The organism is Curtobacterium sp. MCSS17_006 (genome assembly GCF_003234215.1).
GTDB classification, from domain to species: Bacteria; Actinomycetota; Actinomycetes; order Actinomycetales; family Microbacteriaceae; genus Curtobacterium; species Curtobacterium flaccumfaciens.
The window spans coordinates 19,540-36,352 of record NZ_QKSO01000005.1 but is presented as its reverse complement, the minus strand read 5'-3'; the positions used below and the strand labels follow the sequence as shown (position 1 = coordinate 36,352).

The 16,813-nt window shown below is 70.8% G+C and carries 19 protein-coding genes; 17 read left to right on the top strand and 2 right to left on the bottom strand.

Features of this window, described 5'->3' with window-relative positions:
* Nucleotides 1–131 precede the first annotated feature (131 nt).
* From DEJ21_RS06530 to dapF, 7 genes are all read left to right on the top strand, one after another.
* On the top strand, nucleotides 132–440 hold the full coding sequence (locus DEJ21_RS06530; protein WP_027464765.1) for a helix-turn-helix domain-containing protein: 309 nt from the start codon (nucleotides 132–134) through the stop codon (nucleotides 438–440).
* A gap of 86 nt (nucleotides 441–526) precedes the next feature.
* The gene (locus DEJ21_RS06525; RefSeq protein ID WP_111224093.1) at nucleotides 527–751 is read left to right on the top strand and encodes a DUF3046 domain-containing protein; all 225 of its coding nucleotides are present in this window, start codon (nucleotides 527–529) and stop codon (nucleotides 749–751) included.
* Between the two features lie 272 nt (nucleotides 752–1,023).
* Nucleotides 1,024–2,085 (top strand): recombinase RecA, encoded by a 1,062-nt coding sequence (gene recA, locus DEJ21_RS06520; protein WP_027464767.1) that lies wholly within the window; start codon nucleotides 1,024–1,026, stop codon nucleotides 2,083–2,085.
* On the top strand, nucleotides 2,082–2,996 hold the full coding sequence (locus tag DEJ21_RS06515; protein ID WP_111224092.1) for a regulatory protein RecX: 915 nt from the start codon (nucleotides 2,082–2,084) through the stop codon (nucleotides 2,994–2,996). The genes recA and DEJ21_RS06515 overlap by 4 nt, the downstream gene beginning before the upstream one ends.
* Before the next feature lie 26 nt (nucleotides 2,997–3,022).
* The gene (gene miaB / locus DEJ21_RS06510; RefSeq protein WP_111224091.1) at nucleotides 3,023–4,519 is read left to right on the top strand and encodes a tRNA (N6-isopentenyl adenosine(37)-C2)-methylthiotransferase MiaB; all 1,497 of its coding nucleotides are present in this window, start codon (nucleotides 3,023–3,025) and stop codon (nucleotides 4,517–4,519) included.
* Between the two features lie 31 nt (nucleotides 4,520–4,550).
* Entirely contained in the window at nucleotides 4,551–5,489 is a 939-nt protein-coding gene (miaA, locus tag DEJ21_RS06505) for a tRNA (adenosine(37)-N6)-dimethylallyltransferase MiaA (protein ID WP_111224164.1), read from the top strand.
* Nucleotides 5,486–6,376, top strand: a complete 891-nt coding sequence (gene dapF, locus DEJ21_RS06500) for a diaminopimelate epimerase (RefSeq protein WP_027464770.1) — start codon at nucleotides 5,486–5,488, stop codon at nucleotides 6,374–6,376. Before miaA ends, dapF begins: the two co-directional genes overlap by 4 nt.
* 121 nt (nucleotides 6,377–6,497) lie before the next feature.
* Here dapF and DEJ21_RS06495 read toward each other — a convergent pair whose 3' ends face one another.
* Nucleotides 6,498–7,109: a class I SAM-dependent methyltransferase gene (locus DEJ21_RS06495; protein WP_111224090.1), complete on the bottom strand. Its 612-nt coding sequence runs from the start codon at nucleotides 7,107–7,109 to the stop codon at nucleotides 6,498–6,500.
* Nucleotides 7,110–7,170: 61 nt separating this feature from the next.
* On the opposite strand from DEJ21_RS06495, the gene hflX reads away from it, so the two are divergent.
* Nucleotides 7,171–8,712, top strand: a complete 1,542-nt coding sequence (hflX, locus tag DEJ21_RS06490) for a GTPase HflX (protein ID WP_111030468.1) — start codon at nucleotides 7,171–7,173, stop codon at nucleotides 8,710–8,712.
* 205 nt (nucleotides 8,713–8,917) lie between these two features.
* Here the strand turns inward: hflX and lexA are convergent, their stop codons facing one another.
* Nucleotides 8,918–9,562: a transcriptional repressor LexA gene (lexA, locus tag DEJ21_RS06485; RefSeq protein WP_027464773.1), complete on the bottom strand. Its 645-nt coding sequence runs from the start codon at nucleotides 9,560–9,562 to the stop codon at nucleotides 8,918–8,920.
* A gap of 236 nt (nucleotides 9,563–9,798) precedes the next feature.
* Between lexA and DEJ21_RS06480 the strand changes: the two genes are divergently transcribed.
* The 9 genes from DEJ21_RS06480 to scpB all read left to right on the top strand — a co-directional run bounded on the left by DEJ21_RS06480 (nucleotide 9,799) and on the right by scpB (nucleotide 16,657).
* Nucleotides 9,799–10,176, top strand: a complete 378-nt coding sequence (locus DEJ21_RS06480) for a LysM peptidoglycan-binding domain-containing protein (RefSeq protein ID WP_027464774.1) — start codon at nucleotides 9,799–9,801, stop codon at nucleotides 10,174–10,176.
* Between the two features lie 64 nt (nucleotides 10,177–10,240).
* Entirely contained in the window at nucleotides 10,241–11,347 is a 1,107-nt protein-coding gene (locus DEJ21_RS06475) for a histidinol-phosphate transaminase (RefSeq protein WP_111224089.1), read from the top strand.
* Nucleotides 11,344–11,946, top strand: a complete 603-nt coding sequence (gene hisB / locus DEJ21_RS06470; protein ID WP_027464776.1) for an imidazoleglycerol-phosphate dehydratase HisB — start codon at nucleotides 11,344–11,346, stop codon at nucleotides 11,944–11,946. The genes DEJ21_RS06475 and hisB overlap by 4 nt, the downstream gene beginning before the upstream one ends.
* Nucleotides 11,943–12,581 carry an imidazole glycerol phosphate synthase subunit HisH gene (gene hisH, locus DEJ21_RS06465; protein ID WP_111224088.1) on the top strand — a complete coding sequence of 213 codons (639 nt, stop codon included), beginning with the start codon at nucleotides 11,943–11,945 and terminating at the stop codon, nucleotides 12,579–12,581. Before hisB ends, hisH begins: the two co-directional genes overlap by 4 nt.
* A 97-nt stretch (nucleotides 12,582–12,678) precedes the next feature.
* A complete protein-coding gene (gene priA, locus DEJ21_RS06460) occupies nucleotides 12,679–13,425 on the top strand; it encodes a bifunctional 1-(5-phosphoribosyl)-5-((5-phosphoribosylamino)methylideneamino)imidazole-4-carboxamide isomerase/phosphoribosylanthranilate isomerase PriA (protein WP_017885902.1) in 747 nt (248 codons plus the stop codon).
* A gap of 4 nt (nucleotides 13,426–13,429) precedes the next feature.
* Nucleotides 13,430–14,245, top strand: a complete 816-nt coding sequence (locus DEJ21_RS06455; RefSeq protein ID WP_258374897.1) for an SseB family protein — start codon at nucleotides 13,430–13,432, stop codon at nucleotides 14,243–14,245.
* 70 nt (nucleotides 14,246–14,315) lie between these two features.
* Nucleotides 14,316–15,191: a ParA family protein gene (locus DEJ21_RS06450; RefSeq protein ID WP_017885900.1), complete on the top strand. Its 876-nt coding sequence runs from the start codon at nucleotides 14,316–14,318 to the stop codon at nucleotides 15,189–15,191.
* A complete protein-coding gene (locus DEJ21_RS06445; protein WP_171907825.1) occupies nucleotides 15,175–15,978 on the top strand; it encodes a ScpA family protein in 804 nt (267 codons plus the stop codon). Before DEJ21_RS06450 ends, DEJ21_RS06445 begins: the two co-directional genes overlap by 17 nt.
* Nucleotides 15,968–16,657, top strand: a complete 690-nt coding sequence (gene scpB / locus DEJ21_RS06440) for an SMC-Scp complex subunit ScpB (RefSeq protein WP_246520983.1) — start codon at nucleotides 15,968–15,970, stop codon at nucleotides 16,655–16,657. The genes DEJ21_RS06445 and scpB overlap by 11 nt, the downstream gene beginning before the upstream one ends.
* Nucleotides 16,658–16,813: the final 156 nt, after the last annotated feature.

Sequence of the window (16,813 nt, the reverse complement as noted above, 5' to 3'; positions counted from 1 at the left end):
CTCACGAAATCTCCAGCAGTACGGCAGCCAGCCTGGCTAACATGCTGCAACCGGCAACGCTATTGTTGCTGAACCCGAACTCGATCCACCGGACCGAGCGGGCGCGGAGACGACAGAGAGGAGGAGTTCTCATGGTTCTCGTTCGTCAGGAAATCGGCGATGTGCTCCGGGACTTCCGCTTGCAGAAGGGCCGGACCCTCCGTCAGGTCGCGTCCAAGGCCAGTGTCGCGCTCGGGTACCTCAGTGAGGTCGAGCGCGGGCAGAAGGAAGCCAGCTCGGAGATCCTCGCGTCCGTCGCGGATGCTCTGGACACGCCCATCTCGACCATCATGCGCGAAGTGGGCGACCGCCTCGCGATCGTCGAGGGGCTGACCCCCGTCCCCGACACGCTCCCGGACGACCTCGTCGCCGAGTTCGACAACGACCTCGCGGTGCGCTGAGCGCACCGCACCGAACGCCCTCGCCGGTCCTTCCCGGCGGGGGCGTTCTGCGTTCCGGCGCACGACCACGCGCCTAGGCTGGTCGGATGCGCGTGAGTGAGTTCTGGCGAGCCGTCGACCAGGTGTTCGGCGAGGCCTACGGTGCCGTGGTCACCCGTGACGTCGTGCTCGAAGGGCTCGGCGGTCGCTCCGCCGTGGACGCCCTCGCCGCCGGCATCGACGCCCGCCGGGTGTGGGACGCACTGTGCGACTCGCAGGACGTCCCGATGGACCGTCGGCACGGCAAGGGCCTCGCCGAACCCCAGGACTGAGCGGGTTCCGCGGGGCGGCGCACCCGAAACTGTGTTCGGCGTGTTGCTCGAACGCGTGTTCGATCGGTGGTAGCTTCCTCCACAGCGGCGTCGCCCGGATGTTCCATCCACAGATCGCGTGACCGTCGGCAGTGATGTCGGTGGCTCGCCATAGGTTGATGGACATCGGGAACAGCCCGAAGCCTTGTCGCAGAACCATCGGCCTTGCACCATCGGCCGGCGTGGACGCGACAGCCTACAGGCGGCCGAACACGAGCACGAAGGAGCACCCCATGCCATCACCGGCAGACCGCGAGAAGGCCCTCGAGACCGCACTCGCACAGATCGACAGGCAGTTCGGCAAGGGTGCGATCATGCGCCTCGGTTCGGACGAACGCGCCCCCGTCAACGTCATCCAGACCGGGTCGGTGGCGCTGGACGTCGCGCTCGGCATCGGTGGCCTGCCCCGCGGCCGCATCGTCGAGATCTACGGCCCGGAGTCGTCGGGTAAGACGACCCTCACCATCCACGCCATCGCCAACGCCCAGCGCGCCGGTGGCATCGCGGCCTTCATCGACGCCGAGCACGCGCTCGACCCCGAGTACGCCAAGAAGCTCGGTGTCGACATCGACGCCCTGCTCGTGTCGCAGCCCGACACCGCCGAGCAGGCGCTCGAGATCGCGGACATGCTGGTCCGCTCCGGTTCCATCGACCTCATCGTCATCGACTCCGTCGCGGCCCTCGTGCCCCGTGCCGAGATCGAGGGCGAGATGGGCGACTCGCACGTCGGTCTGCAGGCCCGCCTCATGTCCCAGGCCCTGCGAAAGCTCGCCGGTGGCCTGAACCAGACGCAGACCACGATGATCTTCATCAACCAGCTGCGCGAGAAGATCGGCGTGTTCTTCGGTTCGCCCGAGACCACCTCGGGCGGTAAGGCGCTGAAGTTCTACGCGTCCGTCCGCCTCGACATCCGCCGCATCGAGACGCTCAAGAGCGGCACCGACGCAGTGGGCAACCGCACGCGCGTCAAGGTCGTCAAGAACAAGATGGCGCCGCCCTTCAAGCAGGCCGAGTTCGACATCCTGTACGGCGTCGGCATCTCGCGCGAAGGCTCGCTGCTCGACTTCGGTGTCGACCACGGCATCGTCAAGAAGTCGGGTGCCTGGTACACCTACGACGGCGACCAGCTCGGGCAGGGCAAGGAGAACTCGCGTTCCTTCCTGATCCAGAACCCCGAGATCGCTGCCGACATCGAAGGCAAGATCCTTGCCAAGCTCGGCGTCGGCGGCGCCAAGGCCGAAGATGCCCCGGTCGAGTCGATCGCGCCGAAGCTCGCGGAGCGCAAGGGCGCGTGAGCACCGACCACGACGACGACGGCCTCGCACCGGTCACCGACCTGTTCGGTGCGAGGTCGCGTCGCCGTGCCCCCGTCACCCCGGTGACGCCGGCGATCCCCGATCCTCCGGTGTCACCGGACGAACCGCGCGACACCGAGGGCTGGGCGCTGCCCGAGTCGAACGAAGGTCGTGCGGATGAGTTCCCCGCATCGTTCGACGTCGATTCGCCGGTGCCCCTGCACGGTGCCCGCGGGCCGGCAGCATGGGTGTCGCCCGTCATCGGTGACGGCAGCGGGCGCTCGAGCCGTGCGGAGCAAGACGGCTACGACTCCGAGACGGCTGACGCCACCACGGCGTCGGTGTTCTCCATCGCCGGCGGCGAGGAGATCGACCCGGCCGACGCACCCCGTCCGCTCGACGAACAGCGCGCGGACGCCGAACGGTTCAGCCTGCGTGCACTCGGGCGCAAGGGCGTGAGCGAGTCCGAGATGCGGACCCTGCTGCTGCAGCAGGACCTCGACCCCGACGTGGTCGAGCACGAGATCGAGCGGTTGACCCGTGTCGGGCTCCTCGACGACGTCGCCCTCGCCACCGACCTGGTGGATCGACTGCACGCCCGCAAGGGCCTCGGTCGACAGGGTGTCGTGACGGAGCTCCGTCGCCGGGGGATCGACCAGGTGGCGATCGACACCGCACTCGACGAGGCCGCCGACGACGAGGACGACGAGTTCCTCCGCGCGCAGGAGCTCGCCGACAAGCGGGCGCCCCAGATGCGCGGACTCGACCGGGCGACCGCGGAACGCCGGCTGTCCGGCTTCCTGATGCGCAAGGGCTACAGCTCCGGTGTCGTCCGGATCGCTGTCGCGCGGGCACTCGACGGCGGCGGGAAGCGGCCGCCTTCCGGCCGCGGGACCGTCCGGTTCGAGTAGCCGCTCCGACCTACACTGGGACGACCATGGCCACCGTCGAAGCGCGCCCCCGCACCTACGAAGTCCGCACCTACGGGTGCCAGATGAACGTCCACGACTCCGAGCGGTTGAGCGGGTCACTGCAGGCCGCGGGCTACACCGCGGCGGACGGTGCGCAGGCCGACGTCGTCGTCATCAACACCTGCGCGGTGCGCGAGAACGCGGACAACCGGCTGTACGGCAACCTCGGGCAGCTCGCGGGCATCAAGCGCGAGCACGCCGGCATGCAGATCGCCGTCGGCGGGTGCCTGGCGCAGAAGGACAAGAACGTCATCCTCGAGAAGGCGCCGTGGGTCGACGTCGTCTTCGGCACGCACAACATGGGGTCGCTGCCGACCCTGCTCGAGCGGGCGCGGCACAACGACGAGGCGCAGATCGAGATCCTCGAGGCGCTCGACGTCTTCCCGTCGACGCTGCCCACCAAGCGCGACTCGACGCACAGCGGCTGGGTCTCCATCTCCGTCGGCTGCAACAACACCTGCACGTTCTGCATCGTCCCCTCGCTCCGTGGCAAGGAGAAGGACCGCCGTCCCGGTGACGTCCTGGCCGAGATCCAAGCGCTGGTCGACGACGGCGCGATCGAGGTCACGCTGCTCGGGCAGAACGTGAACTCCTACGGGGTCGAGTTCGGCGACCGACAGGCGTTCGGCAAGCTGCTGCGGGCCACCGGTGCCATCGAGGGGCTCGAGCGCGTCCGCTTCACGAGCCCGCACCCGGCGGCGTTCACCGACGACGTCATCGACGCGATGGCCGAGACCGCGAACGTGATGCCCCAGCTGCACATGCCGCTGCAGTCGGGTTCCGACCGGGTGCTCAAGGCCATGCGCCGGAGCTACCGCAGCGAGCGGTTCCTCGGCATCCTCGACCGCGTGCGCGCGAAGATCCCGCACGCGGCGATCTCCACCGACATCATCGTCGGGTTCCCCGGCGAGACCGACGCCGACTTCGAGGACACCCTGCGCGTCGTCGAGCAGGCACGGTTCGCCTCGGCGTTCACGTTCCAGTACTCCATCCGTCCGGGCACCCCGGCCGCGACGATGGACGACCAGCTGCCGAAGCACATCGTGCAGGAGCGCTACGAACGACTCGTCGCCCTGCAGGAACGCATCACCGCGGAAGAGAACGCGCTGCAGGTCGGCCGGAGCGTGGAAGTGCTCGTCGCCTCGGGCGAAGGGCGTAAGGACGACGCCACCCGCCGGCTCTCCGGTCGCGCGGAGGACTCCCGGCTCGTGCACTTCACCGTGCCCGCCGGGTCCGAGGTCCCGCGCCCGGGCGACGTGGTCACCGTCGACATCACCCGTGCCGCACCGCACTTCCTGCTCGCCGACGACGACGCTCCGCTGCGCATCCGACGCACCCGGGCCGGCGACGCCTGGGACCGCGCGCAGGCCGAGAGCTGCGGCGTGCCGACGCCCGCTGCTGCCGCGGGCGACGGACCCCGTCCGGTCTCGCTCGGGCTGCCCACGCTCCGTGTCGGGCGCTGAGCTCCCCGCGGCTGCGCCGACGAGCGCCGCGATGCCCGCATCCGGTGACGCCGCGGACCTGATCGCAGTCGTCGGCGCGACGGGCACCGGGAAGTCCGACCTCGGCATCGCGATCGCGGACCGGCTGCGTGCTGCCGGCCGGAACGCCGAGATCATCAACGCGGACGCCATGCAGCTGTACCGGGGCATGGACATCGGCACCGCGAAGCTGCCGCCGGCCGAACGGCACGGCATCCGGCACCACCAGCTCGACGTGCTCGAGGTCACCGACGAGGCGAGCGTCGCCGCGTACCAGGTCGCCGCCCGAGCCGACGTCGAGCGGATCCAGGCCGACGGTGGCGTGGCCGTCCTCGTCGGCGGCAGCGGCCTGTACGTCTCGGCGGTGCTGTTCGACCTGGCGTTCCCGGGCACCGACCCCGCGCTCCGCGCACAGCTCGAGCGCGAGCACGAGGAGCTCGGCCCGGGCATCCTGCTCGAGCGACTCCGCGCCCTCGACCCGGCGGCCGCCGCGACGATCGACGCGCGCAACCCACGGCGGTTGATCCGTGCACTCGAGATCGCGAGCCGATCCGAGGTCGTGACCCCGAGCCTCCCGGCCGCGCCCAGCGCTTGGCGACCGTCCCGGATCCTGCACCTGCGGCGTGACCGCGAGCAGCTCGTGTCGGCGCTGCACGAGCGGGCCGCGCGGATGTTCGAGGCCGGACTCGTCGACGAGGTCGCGGCGCTCCGCGAGCAGGGACTCGAGCAGGGCAAGACCGCGCGGGGTGCCATCGGGTACTCGCAGGCGCTCGAGGTGCTCGCCGGCACGGCGACCCGCGAGCAGGCGGTCGAGGCGACCGGCATCGCGACCCGGAAGTACGCCCGGCGGCAGGTGTCGTGGTTCCGCCGGTACGCCGAGGCCGAGACGCTCGACGTCACGGGGGCGGACCGCGGCGACCTGACGGAACTGGCCCGTAGGATCGTGCCGTGACCGAGCTGCACTTCACCAAGGGCCAGGGGACCGGCAACGACTTCGTCCTGTTCGCCGACCCCGATGCCACCGTCGACCTGACCCCCGAGCGGATCCGCGCCATCGCGGACCGGCGCTTCGGCGTGGGCGGCGACGGCGTGATCCGCGCCGTGCGGTCCGAGGCGATCCCCGAGGGGCGGGCGCTCGTGGCCGTCGAGCCCGAGGCGACCTGGTTCATGGACTACCACAACGCCGACGGCACGGTCGCGGAGATGTGCGGCAACGGCATCCGCGTGTTCGCCCGGTACCTGACCGAGTCCGGCCTGGTCGAGCTCGCACCCGGCGAGACGCTCACCGTCGGCAGCCGCAAGGGGCTGGTCGACATCCAGCGCACCACGAACGGGTTCGCCGCCGACCTCGGTCGCTGGGGCCTGGGCATCGAGGGCGGTGGCTCCGACGACGTGCTCGTCCGGGCGAAGAACCTCGACGGGGCGCGGCCCGGCATCGGCATCGACGTGGGCAACCCGCACGTGGTCGTCGCCGTCGAGACCGAGGACGAACTGGCCGACCTCGACCTGACGTTCCTGCCGGTGCTCGACCCGGCACCGGAGCACGGGGCGAACGTCGAGTTCGTGCTGCCCGGCGACCCCCTCATCAAGGACGGCGTCGGCGAGATCACGATGCGGGTGCACGAGCGGGGGAGCGGTGAGACGCTCTCGTGCGGCACCGGGGCCGTCGCTGCAGCCCTCGCGACGCGCTACTGGGTCGGTGCGGGGGCGCCGGACACCTGGCGCGTGCGGGTGCCGGGCGGCCTGCTGACGGTGCGGATGACGGCGACCGAGGACGGCGAGCACGTCTCGCTGTCCGGTCCCGCCGAGCTCGTGTTCTCCGGCGACCTGACGGTCTGACGCGGAGCCTCGTTGCCGCTTCGTGAGCAGAAATGGTCGGGTGCCCAGCGGCGACCCGACCATTTGTGCTCACGATGTGAGCGCCCGCGCCCGCGCCCGCGCTCGCGCTCGCGCTCGCGCGCTACGCGCTGCGGCGCACCCGGATGACGCGGAACCCCTTCGCCGTCGACTCCCGCGTGACCGCGAACCCCGAGCCGAGCGCGCCGACGAGCCACTTCTGCAACGAGTCACCCCCGAGGTCCTTCGACACGACGAGCCAGGCGTCGCCCCCGACCTCGAGCCGGGGCAGCCACGTCAGCAGGATCTGGTGCAGCTCGTCCTTGCCGACACGGATCGGCGGGTTCGACCAGATCGTGCGGAAGCGCAGGTCGGCCGGCACGTCGTCGGGCAGCGCGACCGTGACGTTCGATGCCCCCGCAGCAGCAGCGTTGGCGCGCGCGAGCCCGAGCACCCGCTCGTTGACGTCGACGCCCCACACCTGGGCGTCGGGGGACTGCAGGGCCATGGTGATCGCGATCGGGCCCCAGCCGCAGCCGATGTCGAGCAGGGCACCGTCGGCAGCGGGTGCCGGCACTGAACCGAGCAGGACCTTCGTGCCGCGGTCGACGCCGTCGGGGCTGAAGACCCCCGCCGCGGTCGACAGGGTGAGGGGCTGACCGGCGAGCGTGACGTGCACCTGGCGCGGCCGGAGTTCGCTCTCGGGGCTGGCCGAGAAGTAGTGGTCGTTCGCCATGGATGAACCGTACCGGCAACCGAGTGTGTCGGAGGGCCTCCAGAGGTAGCCTGTGCACAGGATGACGGATACCCATCAGCAGAACCACCAGACCAACGACGACAGCGCAGACGGTGTCGTCGAGAGGGTGTTGCGCAACGCAGACCACCGCGCAGCATCGTCCATCTTCGCACCCGCCCAGGCCATCCAGACGCAGTCGGTCGACGACCGCAGTTGGACCGGCGACGGCGACCAGTACGACCGTGAGGACCGTGCGGCTCTGCGCCGTGTCGCCGGCCTCTCCACCGAACTCGAGGACGTCACCGAGGTCGAGTACCGCCAGCTGCGGCTCGAGCAGGTCGTCCTGATCGGCGTGTACCCCCAGGGCGACGCGCAGGACGCCGAGAACTCCCTCCGCGAGCTCGCGGCACTCGCCGAGACCGCGGGCGCCGTGGTGCTCGACGGGCTCCTCCAGCGCCGGCCGAACCCGGACCCGGCCACTTACCTGGGCAAGGGCAAAGCCCAGGAGCTCGCGATGGTCGTCAAGGCCACCGGCGCCGACACGGTCATCGCCGACACCGAACTGGCACCCTCGCAGCGTCGTGCCCTCGAGGACGTCGTGAAGGTGAAGGTCATCGACCGCACGGCCGTGATCCTCGACATCTTCAGCCAGCACGCGAAGACCCGCGAGGGGAAGGCGCAGGTCGAACTCGCCCAGCTGCAGTACCTGCTGCCGCGACTGCGCGGTTGGGGTGACTCGATGTCCCGGCAGGCCGGTGGCCAGGTCTCCGGAGGCGCTGGTATGGGCTCTCGTGGCCCCGGTGAGACGAAGATGGAGCTCGACCGCCGCAAGATCCACACGCGGATGGCGAAGCTCCGCCGGCAGATCGCCGGGTTCACCCCGGCCCGTGAGGCCAAGCGTGCCGAGCGCAACCGCAACGAGGTGCCGAGCGTCGCGATCGCGGGCTACACCAACGCCGGCAAGTCGTCGCTGCTCAACCGGCTGACGAGCGCGGGCGTGCTGGTGCAGAACCAGCTGTTCGCGACGCTGGACGCCACCGTCCGTCGGACCGAGAGCGCCAAGGGCCGGGAGTTCACGTTCGTCGACACGGTCGGCTTCGTCCGCAACCTGCCGCACCAGCTCGTCGAGGCCTTCCGCTCCACCCTCGAAGAGGTCGGCGACGCCGACGTCATCGTGCACGTGGTCGACGGCTCGCACCCCGATCCCGGTGCGCAGCTGTCCACCGTGCGCGAGGTCATCGGCGACGTCGGTGCGGGTGACATCCCGGAGATCGTCGTCTTCAACAAGGCCGACCTGATCGACGACGCGCAGCGCCTCGTGCTCATCGGACTCGTGCCGGACGCGGTGTTCGTGTCGGCGCGCACCGGCGAGGGCATCCCGGAGCTCCTCGGCGTCATCGAGGACCGCCTGCCCGAGCCCGACGTCGACCTGACGATCGTCGTGCCGTACGACCGCGGCGACCTGGTGTCGTCGCTGCACGACACCGGCTCGGTCGAGTCCGTCGACTACGTCGAGGACGGCACGCGCCTGCGGGTGCGCGTCTTCCAGCGGCAGGTCTCCGAGCTCGAGCCCTACGTGGTCACGCCGGTCCCCACCGTCTGACGGTCACCTCCGACAGGCGCTGGCGCTGGGGAGCGCTGCCGCGCGGCCTGGAGGCCCGTGACGGGTCCGCCGGACGCCGTCACGTCGCCGAGACGCCCCGGAACACACGAAACGCCGCCGGATCCGGCGGCGTTTCGTCGTGCAGGGGGCGTCGTTCGGTGACGACGGCGTCTCGCGTCGGTGCAGCGCGAGTCGCGAGCAGAGGTCAGAGGGAGCGGAGCACCGCGACGACCTTGCCGAGCACCGAGGCCGCGTCGCCGAGGATCGGCTCGAAGGCGGAGTTGCGCGGCAGCAGCCACGTGTGACCGTCGCGCTGGCGGAAGACCTTGACCGTCGCCTCTTCGTCGAGCATGGCCGCGACGATGTCACCGTTCTCGGCGGTCTGCTGCGACCGGACGACGACCCAGTCGCCGTCGCAGATCGCGGCGTCGATCATCGACTCACCGACGACCTTGAGCATGAAGAGCTCGCCGGTGCCGACGAGCTGTCGGGGGAGCGGGATGATCTCGTCGACGTGCTGCTCGGCGGTGATCGGGACACCGGCGGCGATCCGTCCGACGAGCGGCACGAGCGTGGTGGCGTCGATGTCCGGTCCGCCGACGTCGGACGACGGCTCGTCGACCAGGACCTCGAGCGCGCGCGGGCGGTTCGGGTCGCGGCGGATCCAGCCACCGAGCTCGAGCTGGCCGAGCTGGTGGGAGACGCTGGAGAGCGAGGAGAGCCCGGCGGCGTCGCCGATCTCGCGCATGCTCGGCGGGTAGCCCCGTGAGGCGATCGACGCACGGATCGCGTCGAAGATCGCCTGCTGCTTCGGCGTCAGCGGCTTCTGGCCCCGCAGTTCGTCCACCACGTCGTCTCGCTTTCGTCGGTGCCGGTCCGGCCGCGGCGGGAATGTCGGTGGTCCCCGTCAGGCTTGTCCCAGTCGATCGAAACAGTATCCGACCAGCCAGGGCCGGACAAACACCTGTTCGAGCGTGTCGCAAGAAAACCCCGCAGAAATCCACTCCCAGGACTTGTGCGTCGTCTGATTCGAAACTATGTTCGGTACACGACTTCGGTTCCACCGAACGGGAAGGCAAGAACGACATGAGCACCATCGCCATCGCTGACATCCAGCGCACCGCGGCGCCCGCCGTGCGTACCCGCCTGCGTCTGACGCGTCGCGGCCGCATCGTCTTCACGACGCTCGCCGCGCTCCCGCTCCTGATCGTCGTCGCCCTCGGCGTGCTGAACGGCGGGCAGGCCTCCGCCGGAGACGCCACCGCCGGCGGCGCCCGCACCCAGTTCGAGACCGTGACGATCCAGCCCGGCGAGACGCTCTGGCAGCTCGCCGAGCAGACCGCGCCGAACTCGGACCCGCGTGACTTCGTGCAGGACGTCGTGAGCCTCAACGCGCTCGACGGCTCCGCGCTGCAGGCCGGCGAAGAGATCGCCATCCCCACCAAGTACACCGACGGCGAGTAGCCACTCGGGCAGCGCCGTCCAGACGGCTGGTCGTCGCAGGGTGACAGCGGCCTACGATGGATCGGTGGCATTCACGCTCGAAGACCTCCCGATCCGAGACGACCTGCGCGGGCAGAGCCCGTACGGCGCCCCGCAGAAGCACGTCCGCGTGCAGCTCAACGTCAACGAGAACACGCATCCCGTTCCGGACGACGTCGCTGCCGACATCGTCGAGTCGATCCGGCTGGCCCTGCTGACGGTCAACCGCTACCCGGACCGCGAGTTCACCGAGCTCCGGCAGTCGCTCGCCGACTACCTCGGGCACGACCTGACCGCCGAGCAGCTCTGGGCGGCGAACGGGTCGAACGAGGTGTTGCAGCAGCTCCTCCAGGCGTTCGGCGGCCCCGGTCGCTCGGTGCTCGGGTTCCCGCCCACGTACTCGATGCACTCGATCCTCGCGTCGGGCACCGGCACCACGTGGATCCCGGCCCAGCGGGACGACGAGTTCCGCATCTCACCCGAGACCGTCGTGGCAGCCATCCGTGCGCACCAGCCGGACATCGTGTTCCTGTGCGGGCCGAACAACCCGACGGGCACCCCGCTCGACATCGAGACGATCGCGGCCGCCTACGACGCGACCGACGGAATCGTGATGGTGGACGAGGCGTACGCCGAGTTCATGCCGACCGACGCCCCGAGCGCCCTCACGCTGCTGCCCGGTCGTGAGCGCCTGGTGGTCTCCCGCACGATGAGCAAGGCGTTCGCGTTCGCCGGTGCCCGGGTCGGCTACATGGCCGCGCACCCGGCCGTCGTCGACGCCGTCCGGTTGGTCCGGTTGCCGTACCACCTGTCCGCGCTGACTCAAGCGGCCGCGATCGCGGCACTCCGGCACGCCCCCGAGATGCTGGCGATGGTCGACGACATCAAGGGGCAGCGCGACCGCATGGTCACCGAGCTGCGGGCGATGGGGTACCGCACCTACGAGACCTGGTCGAACTTCGTCCTGTTCGGCGGTGTCGCCGACCCGAGCGCCGCGTTCGAGGCGCTGCTCGAGCGCGACGTCATCGTGCGCGACCTCGGGATCCCGAACCACCTGCGGGTGAGTGCGGGCACCGAAGCCGAGACGACCGCGTTCCTCGACGCCATGCGGCAGGTCGCCGCCGAGCAGCCGCCGGTTAGGGTTGAGGCATGACCGCCCGCACCGCCTCGATCAGCCGTTCGACGAGCGAATCGAGTGTCGAACTCGAGCTCGACCTGGACGGCACCGGGACCTCGTCGATCTCGACCTCCGTCCCGTTCTTCGACCACATGCTGACCGCGTTCAGCAAGCACTCCCTGATCGACCTGCGGGTGCGCTCGACGGGTGACACCGACATCGACGTGCACCACACGGTCGAGGACACCGGCATCGTGCTCGGACAGGCGATCAAGCAGGCCCTCGGCGACCGCTCCGGCATCGGCCGGTACGGCGACGCCCTGGTCCCGCTGGACGAAGCGCTGGCCCAGGCCGTCGTCGACGTCTCCGGGCGTCCGTTCCTGGTGCACTCCGGCGAGCCCGCGGGCTTCGAGTTCCACCGCATCGGTGGCCACTTCACCGGCTCGATGGTCCGCCACGTGTTCGAGGCGATCACGTTCAACGCCGGCATCACCGTCCACGTCCGCGTGCTCGAGGGCCGCGACCCCCACCACATCGCCGAAGCCGAGTTCAAGGCGTTCGCCCGAGCCATGCGCAAGGCGGTCGAGCTGGACCCGCGCGTCGACGGCATCCCCTCCACGAAGGGCGCCCTGTGACAACCGCCAAGCCGAACGTCGTCGTCCTCGACTACGGGTCGGGGAACGTCCACTCCGCAGCCAAGGCACTCGAGCGCGCCGGCGCCGAGGTCACCCTGACCTCGGACAAGCAGGCGGCACTCAAGGCCGACGGCCTGCTCGTCCCCGGCGTCGGGGCGTTCGCCGCCGTGATCGACCAGCTCGAGGGCGTGCAGGGCGGCGAGATCGTCGACCACCGTCTGGCCGGCGGGCGACCCGTGCTCGGCATCTGCGTCGGCATGCAGGTCCTGTTCTCGCGGGGCATCGAGCGTGGTGCCGACGTCAAAGGGCTCGGCCAGTGGCCCGGCACCGTGCAGGAGATCCAGGCCGAGGTGCTGCCGCACATGGGCTGGAACACCGTGCAGGCGCCCGAGGACTCCGTGCTGTTCGACGGGCTGCACGACGAGCGCTTCTACTTCGTGCACTCCTACGGCGTGACCGACTTCCCGCTCGAGGCGTACGGGCCGTTCCGCGCGCCGCGTCTGACCTGGGCGGAGCACGGGCAGCCGTTCATCGCCGCGGTCGAGAACGGGCCGCTCACCGCCACGCAGTTCCACCCCGAGAAGTCCGGCGAGCCGGGCATCCGCCTGCTCTCCAACTGGGTGCGTTCGCTCTGAACCCGGCCGGTGCCGGGCGCGACGGCCGTGCCGGACGCGCACCGGGCCTCCCGGCTGTCCGCAGCCCCTTCTCCACCGCAACGAAACCGACAGGACCATGACCGACCTCACCGACACCCCGCCCCTCGTCCTGCTGCCGGCTGTCGACGTCGTCGACGGACAGGCCGTGCGACTCACCCAGGGCGAGGCGGGGAGCGAGACCGGCTACGGCGACCCCGTCGCCGCTGCCCGGACCTGGCGTGACCAGGGCGCCGAGTGGATCCACCTCGTCGACCTCGACGCGGCCTTCGGTCGTGGCGACAACCGCCGCGTGATCGCGCACGCCGTCCGCGAGGTCGAGGGTGTCTCGGTCGAGCTGTCCGGCGGGATCCGCGACGATGCCTCGCTCGAAGCGGCACTGGCGACCGGTGCGGCGCGCGTGAACCTCGGCACCGCGGCGCTCGAGAACCCCGACTGGGCCGCGCGGGTGATCGGTGAGTACGGCGAGCAGATCGCCGTCGGGCTGGACGTCCGCGGCACCACGCTGTCGAGCCGCGGCTGGACCGAGGACGCCGGTGACCTGTGGGAGGTGCTCGACCGGCTGGAAGCCGCCGGGTGCGCCCGCTACGTGGTGACCGACGTCACCAAGGACGGCACGCTGCAGGGCCCCAACGTCGAACTGCTCCGCCAGGTGTGCGACCGGACCGACCAGCCCGTGGTGGCCTCCGGCGGGATCTCGACGCTCGACGACCTCCGTGCGCTCCGCGAACTCGTGCCGTACGGGCTCGAAGGCGCGATCATCGGCAAGGCGCTGTACTCCGGGGCGTTCACGCTGCCGGCCGCACTCGACATCGCCTCCGAGTAACCCCGTGGCGGACATCTCGAACGGCCGTGGCACCGGGCCGGACGCCGACGACGCGCACACCCCCGGCGGGGCAGCGGACTCGGCGGGCTTCTCGTGGGAAGGCCGCACGTTCGACCACCACGACACCGCGTTCGCCGACGACGACGGACTCGCCGACCCCGCGGTGGTCGCGGCCATCGGTGCGATCGCCGACGGTGCCTCCCAGGCGGCGATCGTCGAGTCGCTCCGGACCGCCCGGCTGCTCATCCCGCTCATCGCCGAGGCCGGTGACGTGGGGGAGACCGATCAGGGCAAGCTCGTCGACAAGACCCAGGAACTCTCGATCGTGACGGTCGCCGGTCCGGACGGTCGCAGCGTGATGCCGGCGTTCACCTCGGTGGACGCCATGCACGCGTGGGACCCGGACGCGCGTCCGGTGCCGGTGGAGTCCCGCCGTGTGGCGATGGCCGCGGCGAGCGAGGACACCCAGCTCGTCGTGCTCGACCCGAAGTCGCCGACCGAGTTCGTGCTGCGACGTCCGGCGGTGTGGGCGCTCGGGCAGGACCTGCCGTGGACGCCGTGCTTCGAGGACCCCGAGGTGGCTCGCGCCTTCGCGGCCTCGGTCGAGGGGGAGTCCAGCGTCGCCCGTGTCGAACTCGCGCCGGGCGACCCGGTCGGCCGGTTCGCCGGGCCGGAGCTGACGGTGGGACTGGCGCTGCACCCGGGGCTCGACCGCGAGCAGGTCGGCGAGCTCGTCGGTCGGCTGCAGCAGCGGTGGTCGACCGACCCCGTGATCGCGGAGCGGGTCGACAGCATGCGCGTCGCCCTGCGCGCTGCCTGACGAGCAGCAGCGCTGCGGTCCCGCGGCGGTGCGACCCGGCCCAGCCCGAGGTCGCCGGTACGATGACGGGGTGAGCCCGAACCCGACGACCAACCCCACCGGCGCGACCACCCACGGTCCGACGGGGCGTCCCGTCCGGGACTTCCCCGTGCCCGAGGAACTCGACAGCACCGGACCCGCCCGCATCATCGCGCTCTGCAACCAGAAGGGCGGCGTCGGCAAGACCACGACCGCCATCAACCTGGGCGCCGCGCTCGCCGAGTACGGCCGCAAGGTCCTGGCCGTGGACTTCGACCCGCAGGGTGCGCTGTCCGCGGGCCTCGGCGTCCGGACGCACGACATCCACACCGTGTACGACCTGCTCATGGGTGCCGTGAAGGACCCGAACCAGGTCATCCAGCCGACGAACACCCCCGGCCTCGACGTCATCCCGGCGAACATCGACCTGTCCGCGGCCGAGGTGCACCTGGTCAACGAGGTCGCACGCGAGCAGATCCTGGCGAGCGTGCTGCGCAAGGTCGCGAACGACTACGACGTGATCCTGGTCGACTGCCAGCCGTCGCTCGGCCTGCTCACCGTGAACGCCCTGACCGCGGCACACGGCGTCCTCATCCCGCTCGAGTGCGAGTTCTTCGCGCTCCGCGGTGTCGCCCTGCTCATCGAGACGATCGACAAGGTGCGCGACCGTCTCAACCCGGCGCTCAAGCTCGACGGCATCCTGGCGACCATGTACGACTCGCGCACGCTGCACTCGCGCGAGGTCATGGAGCGGGTCGTCGACACCTTCGACGACCGCGTGCTCGACACCGTCATCGGCCGCACCGTGAAGTTCCCGGACGCCACGGTGTCCGCACGCCCGATCACGCAGACCGCGCCGGACCACCCTGCCGCCCACGCCTACCGGCAGCTCGCACGAGAGCTCGTCCAGCGTGGCGCCGTCGCCTGACGCGGGGTTCCGGGTCCGGCTCGCCAACTTCGACGGACCGTTCGACCTCCTGCTGTCGCTCATCACGAAGCACGAGCTCGACATCACCGAGGTGTCGCTCGGTGCCGTGACGGGGGAGTTCATCCAGTACGTCCGGCAGGCCGAGTCCGCCGACGAGCTCGACGAGGCCAGCGAGTTCCTGGTCGTCGCGGCGACCCTGCTCGACCTGAAGATCGTCGGGCTGCTGCCCCAGGGTGAGCTCGTGGACGCCGAGGACGTCGCCCTGCTCGAGGCCCGCGACCTGCTGTTCGCCCGATTGCTGCAGTACCGCGCGTTCAAGCAGGCCGCCGACTGGTTCGGGGAGCGCTGGGGCGTCGAATCGCGCCGGCACGTCCGCAGCGTCCGGCTCGAGGAGCGGTTCCGCGCGCGGACGCCGGAGCTCGTCTGGACCCTTTCGGTGCAGGACTTCGCCGCACTGGCCGCGCTGGCCTTCGCCCCGCGGGAGATCCCGACCGTCGGCCTCGACCACCTGCACGCCCCGCTCATCAGCATCCGCGAGCAGGCCGCGATCGTCGTCTCGATCCTCCGCACCCGCGATGGTGAGGGCGTCTCGTTCCGTGAACTGGTCGCGGGCGTCGACCAGACGGGTATCGTGGTGGCTCGCTTCCTCGCGATCCTCGAGCTGTACCGGAACGCGTCGATCTCGTTCGAGCAGCTCGAGCCGCTCGGGGAGCTGACACTGCGGTGGACCGCCGAGGACTGGTCCGACGAGAGCCTCGCGAACCTGGGAGCCGACTATGACGGATGACGTGCACGACACGTCCAGCGCCGAACCCGGCGGCGCTGACGAGATGGCCGACGCCCGCGCCATCGAGCGCGAGATCCACGAGCGCGCCGCGTCCGAGGCCCACCCCGCCATCCCCATCGACCGCCAGCTCGAGGCCATCCTGATGATCGCCGACCAGCCGCAGTCGCTCGTCGCCCTCGGTGCTGCGGTCGGTTCGCCCGTCCCCGCCGTCCGCCAGGCGATCGAACGCCTGGTCGCCGACTTCGACGGCGTCGACGGCACGATCCGCCGTGGCTTCGAACTGCGCGAGGTCGGTGGCGGCTGGCGCTTCTACGTCCGCGCCGACCTGGACCCCGTGGTCGAGCAGTTCGTCGAGGCCGAGCGCCCCTCGCGGCTGTCGCAGGCCGCACTCGAGACCCTCGCGGTCGTCGCCTACAAGCAGCCGATCACCCGCTCGCAGATCGCTGCGATCCGCGCCGTCAACGTCGACGGCGTCGTCCGAACCCTGGTGGCACGCGGCCTCATCGAGGAGTCGTTCACCGACGCCGAGACCGGCGCCATCAACTACGTCACGTCCGACCTGCTCCTGCAGCAGCTCGGCATCAACTCGCTCGACGAGCTGCCGCTCATCTCGCCCCTCCTGGACGACGGTGCGGACGGCTTCGAGCAGAACGAAGGGATCCCCGATGGCAGGGTTTGACGACCGGGGGCGCGGCGCGCCCCGAGACCGAGACGACCGCAACGGACGCTCGGGAGGCCCGGATCGCTCCGGCCGCCCGGCCGGCGGACGCGGTGGGGCCGGCTCCAGTGCCGGTGGCCGCTCCGGCGGGTACGGTCGCGACGACCGCGGGGGCGC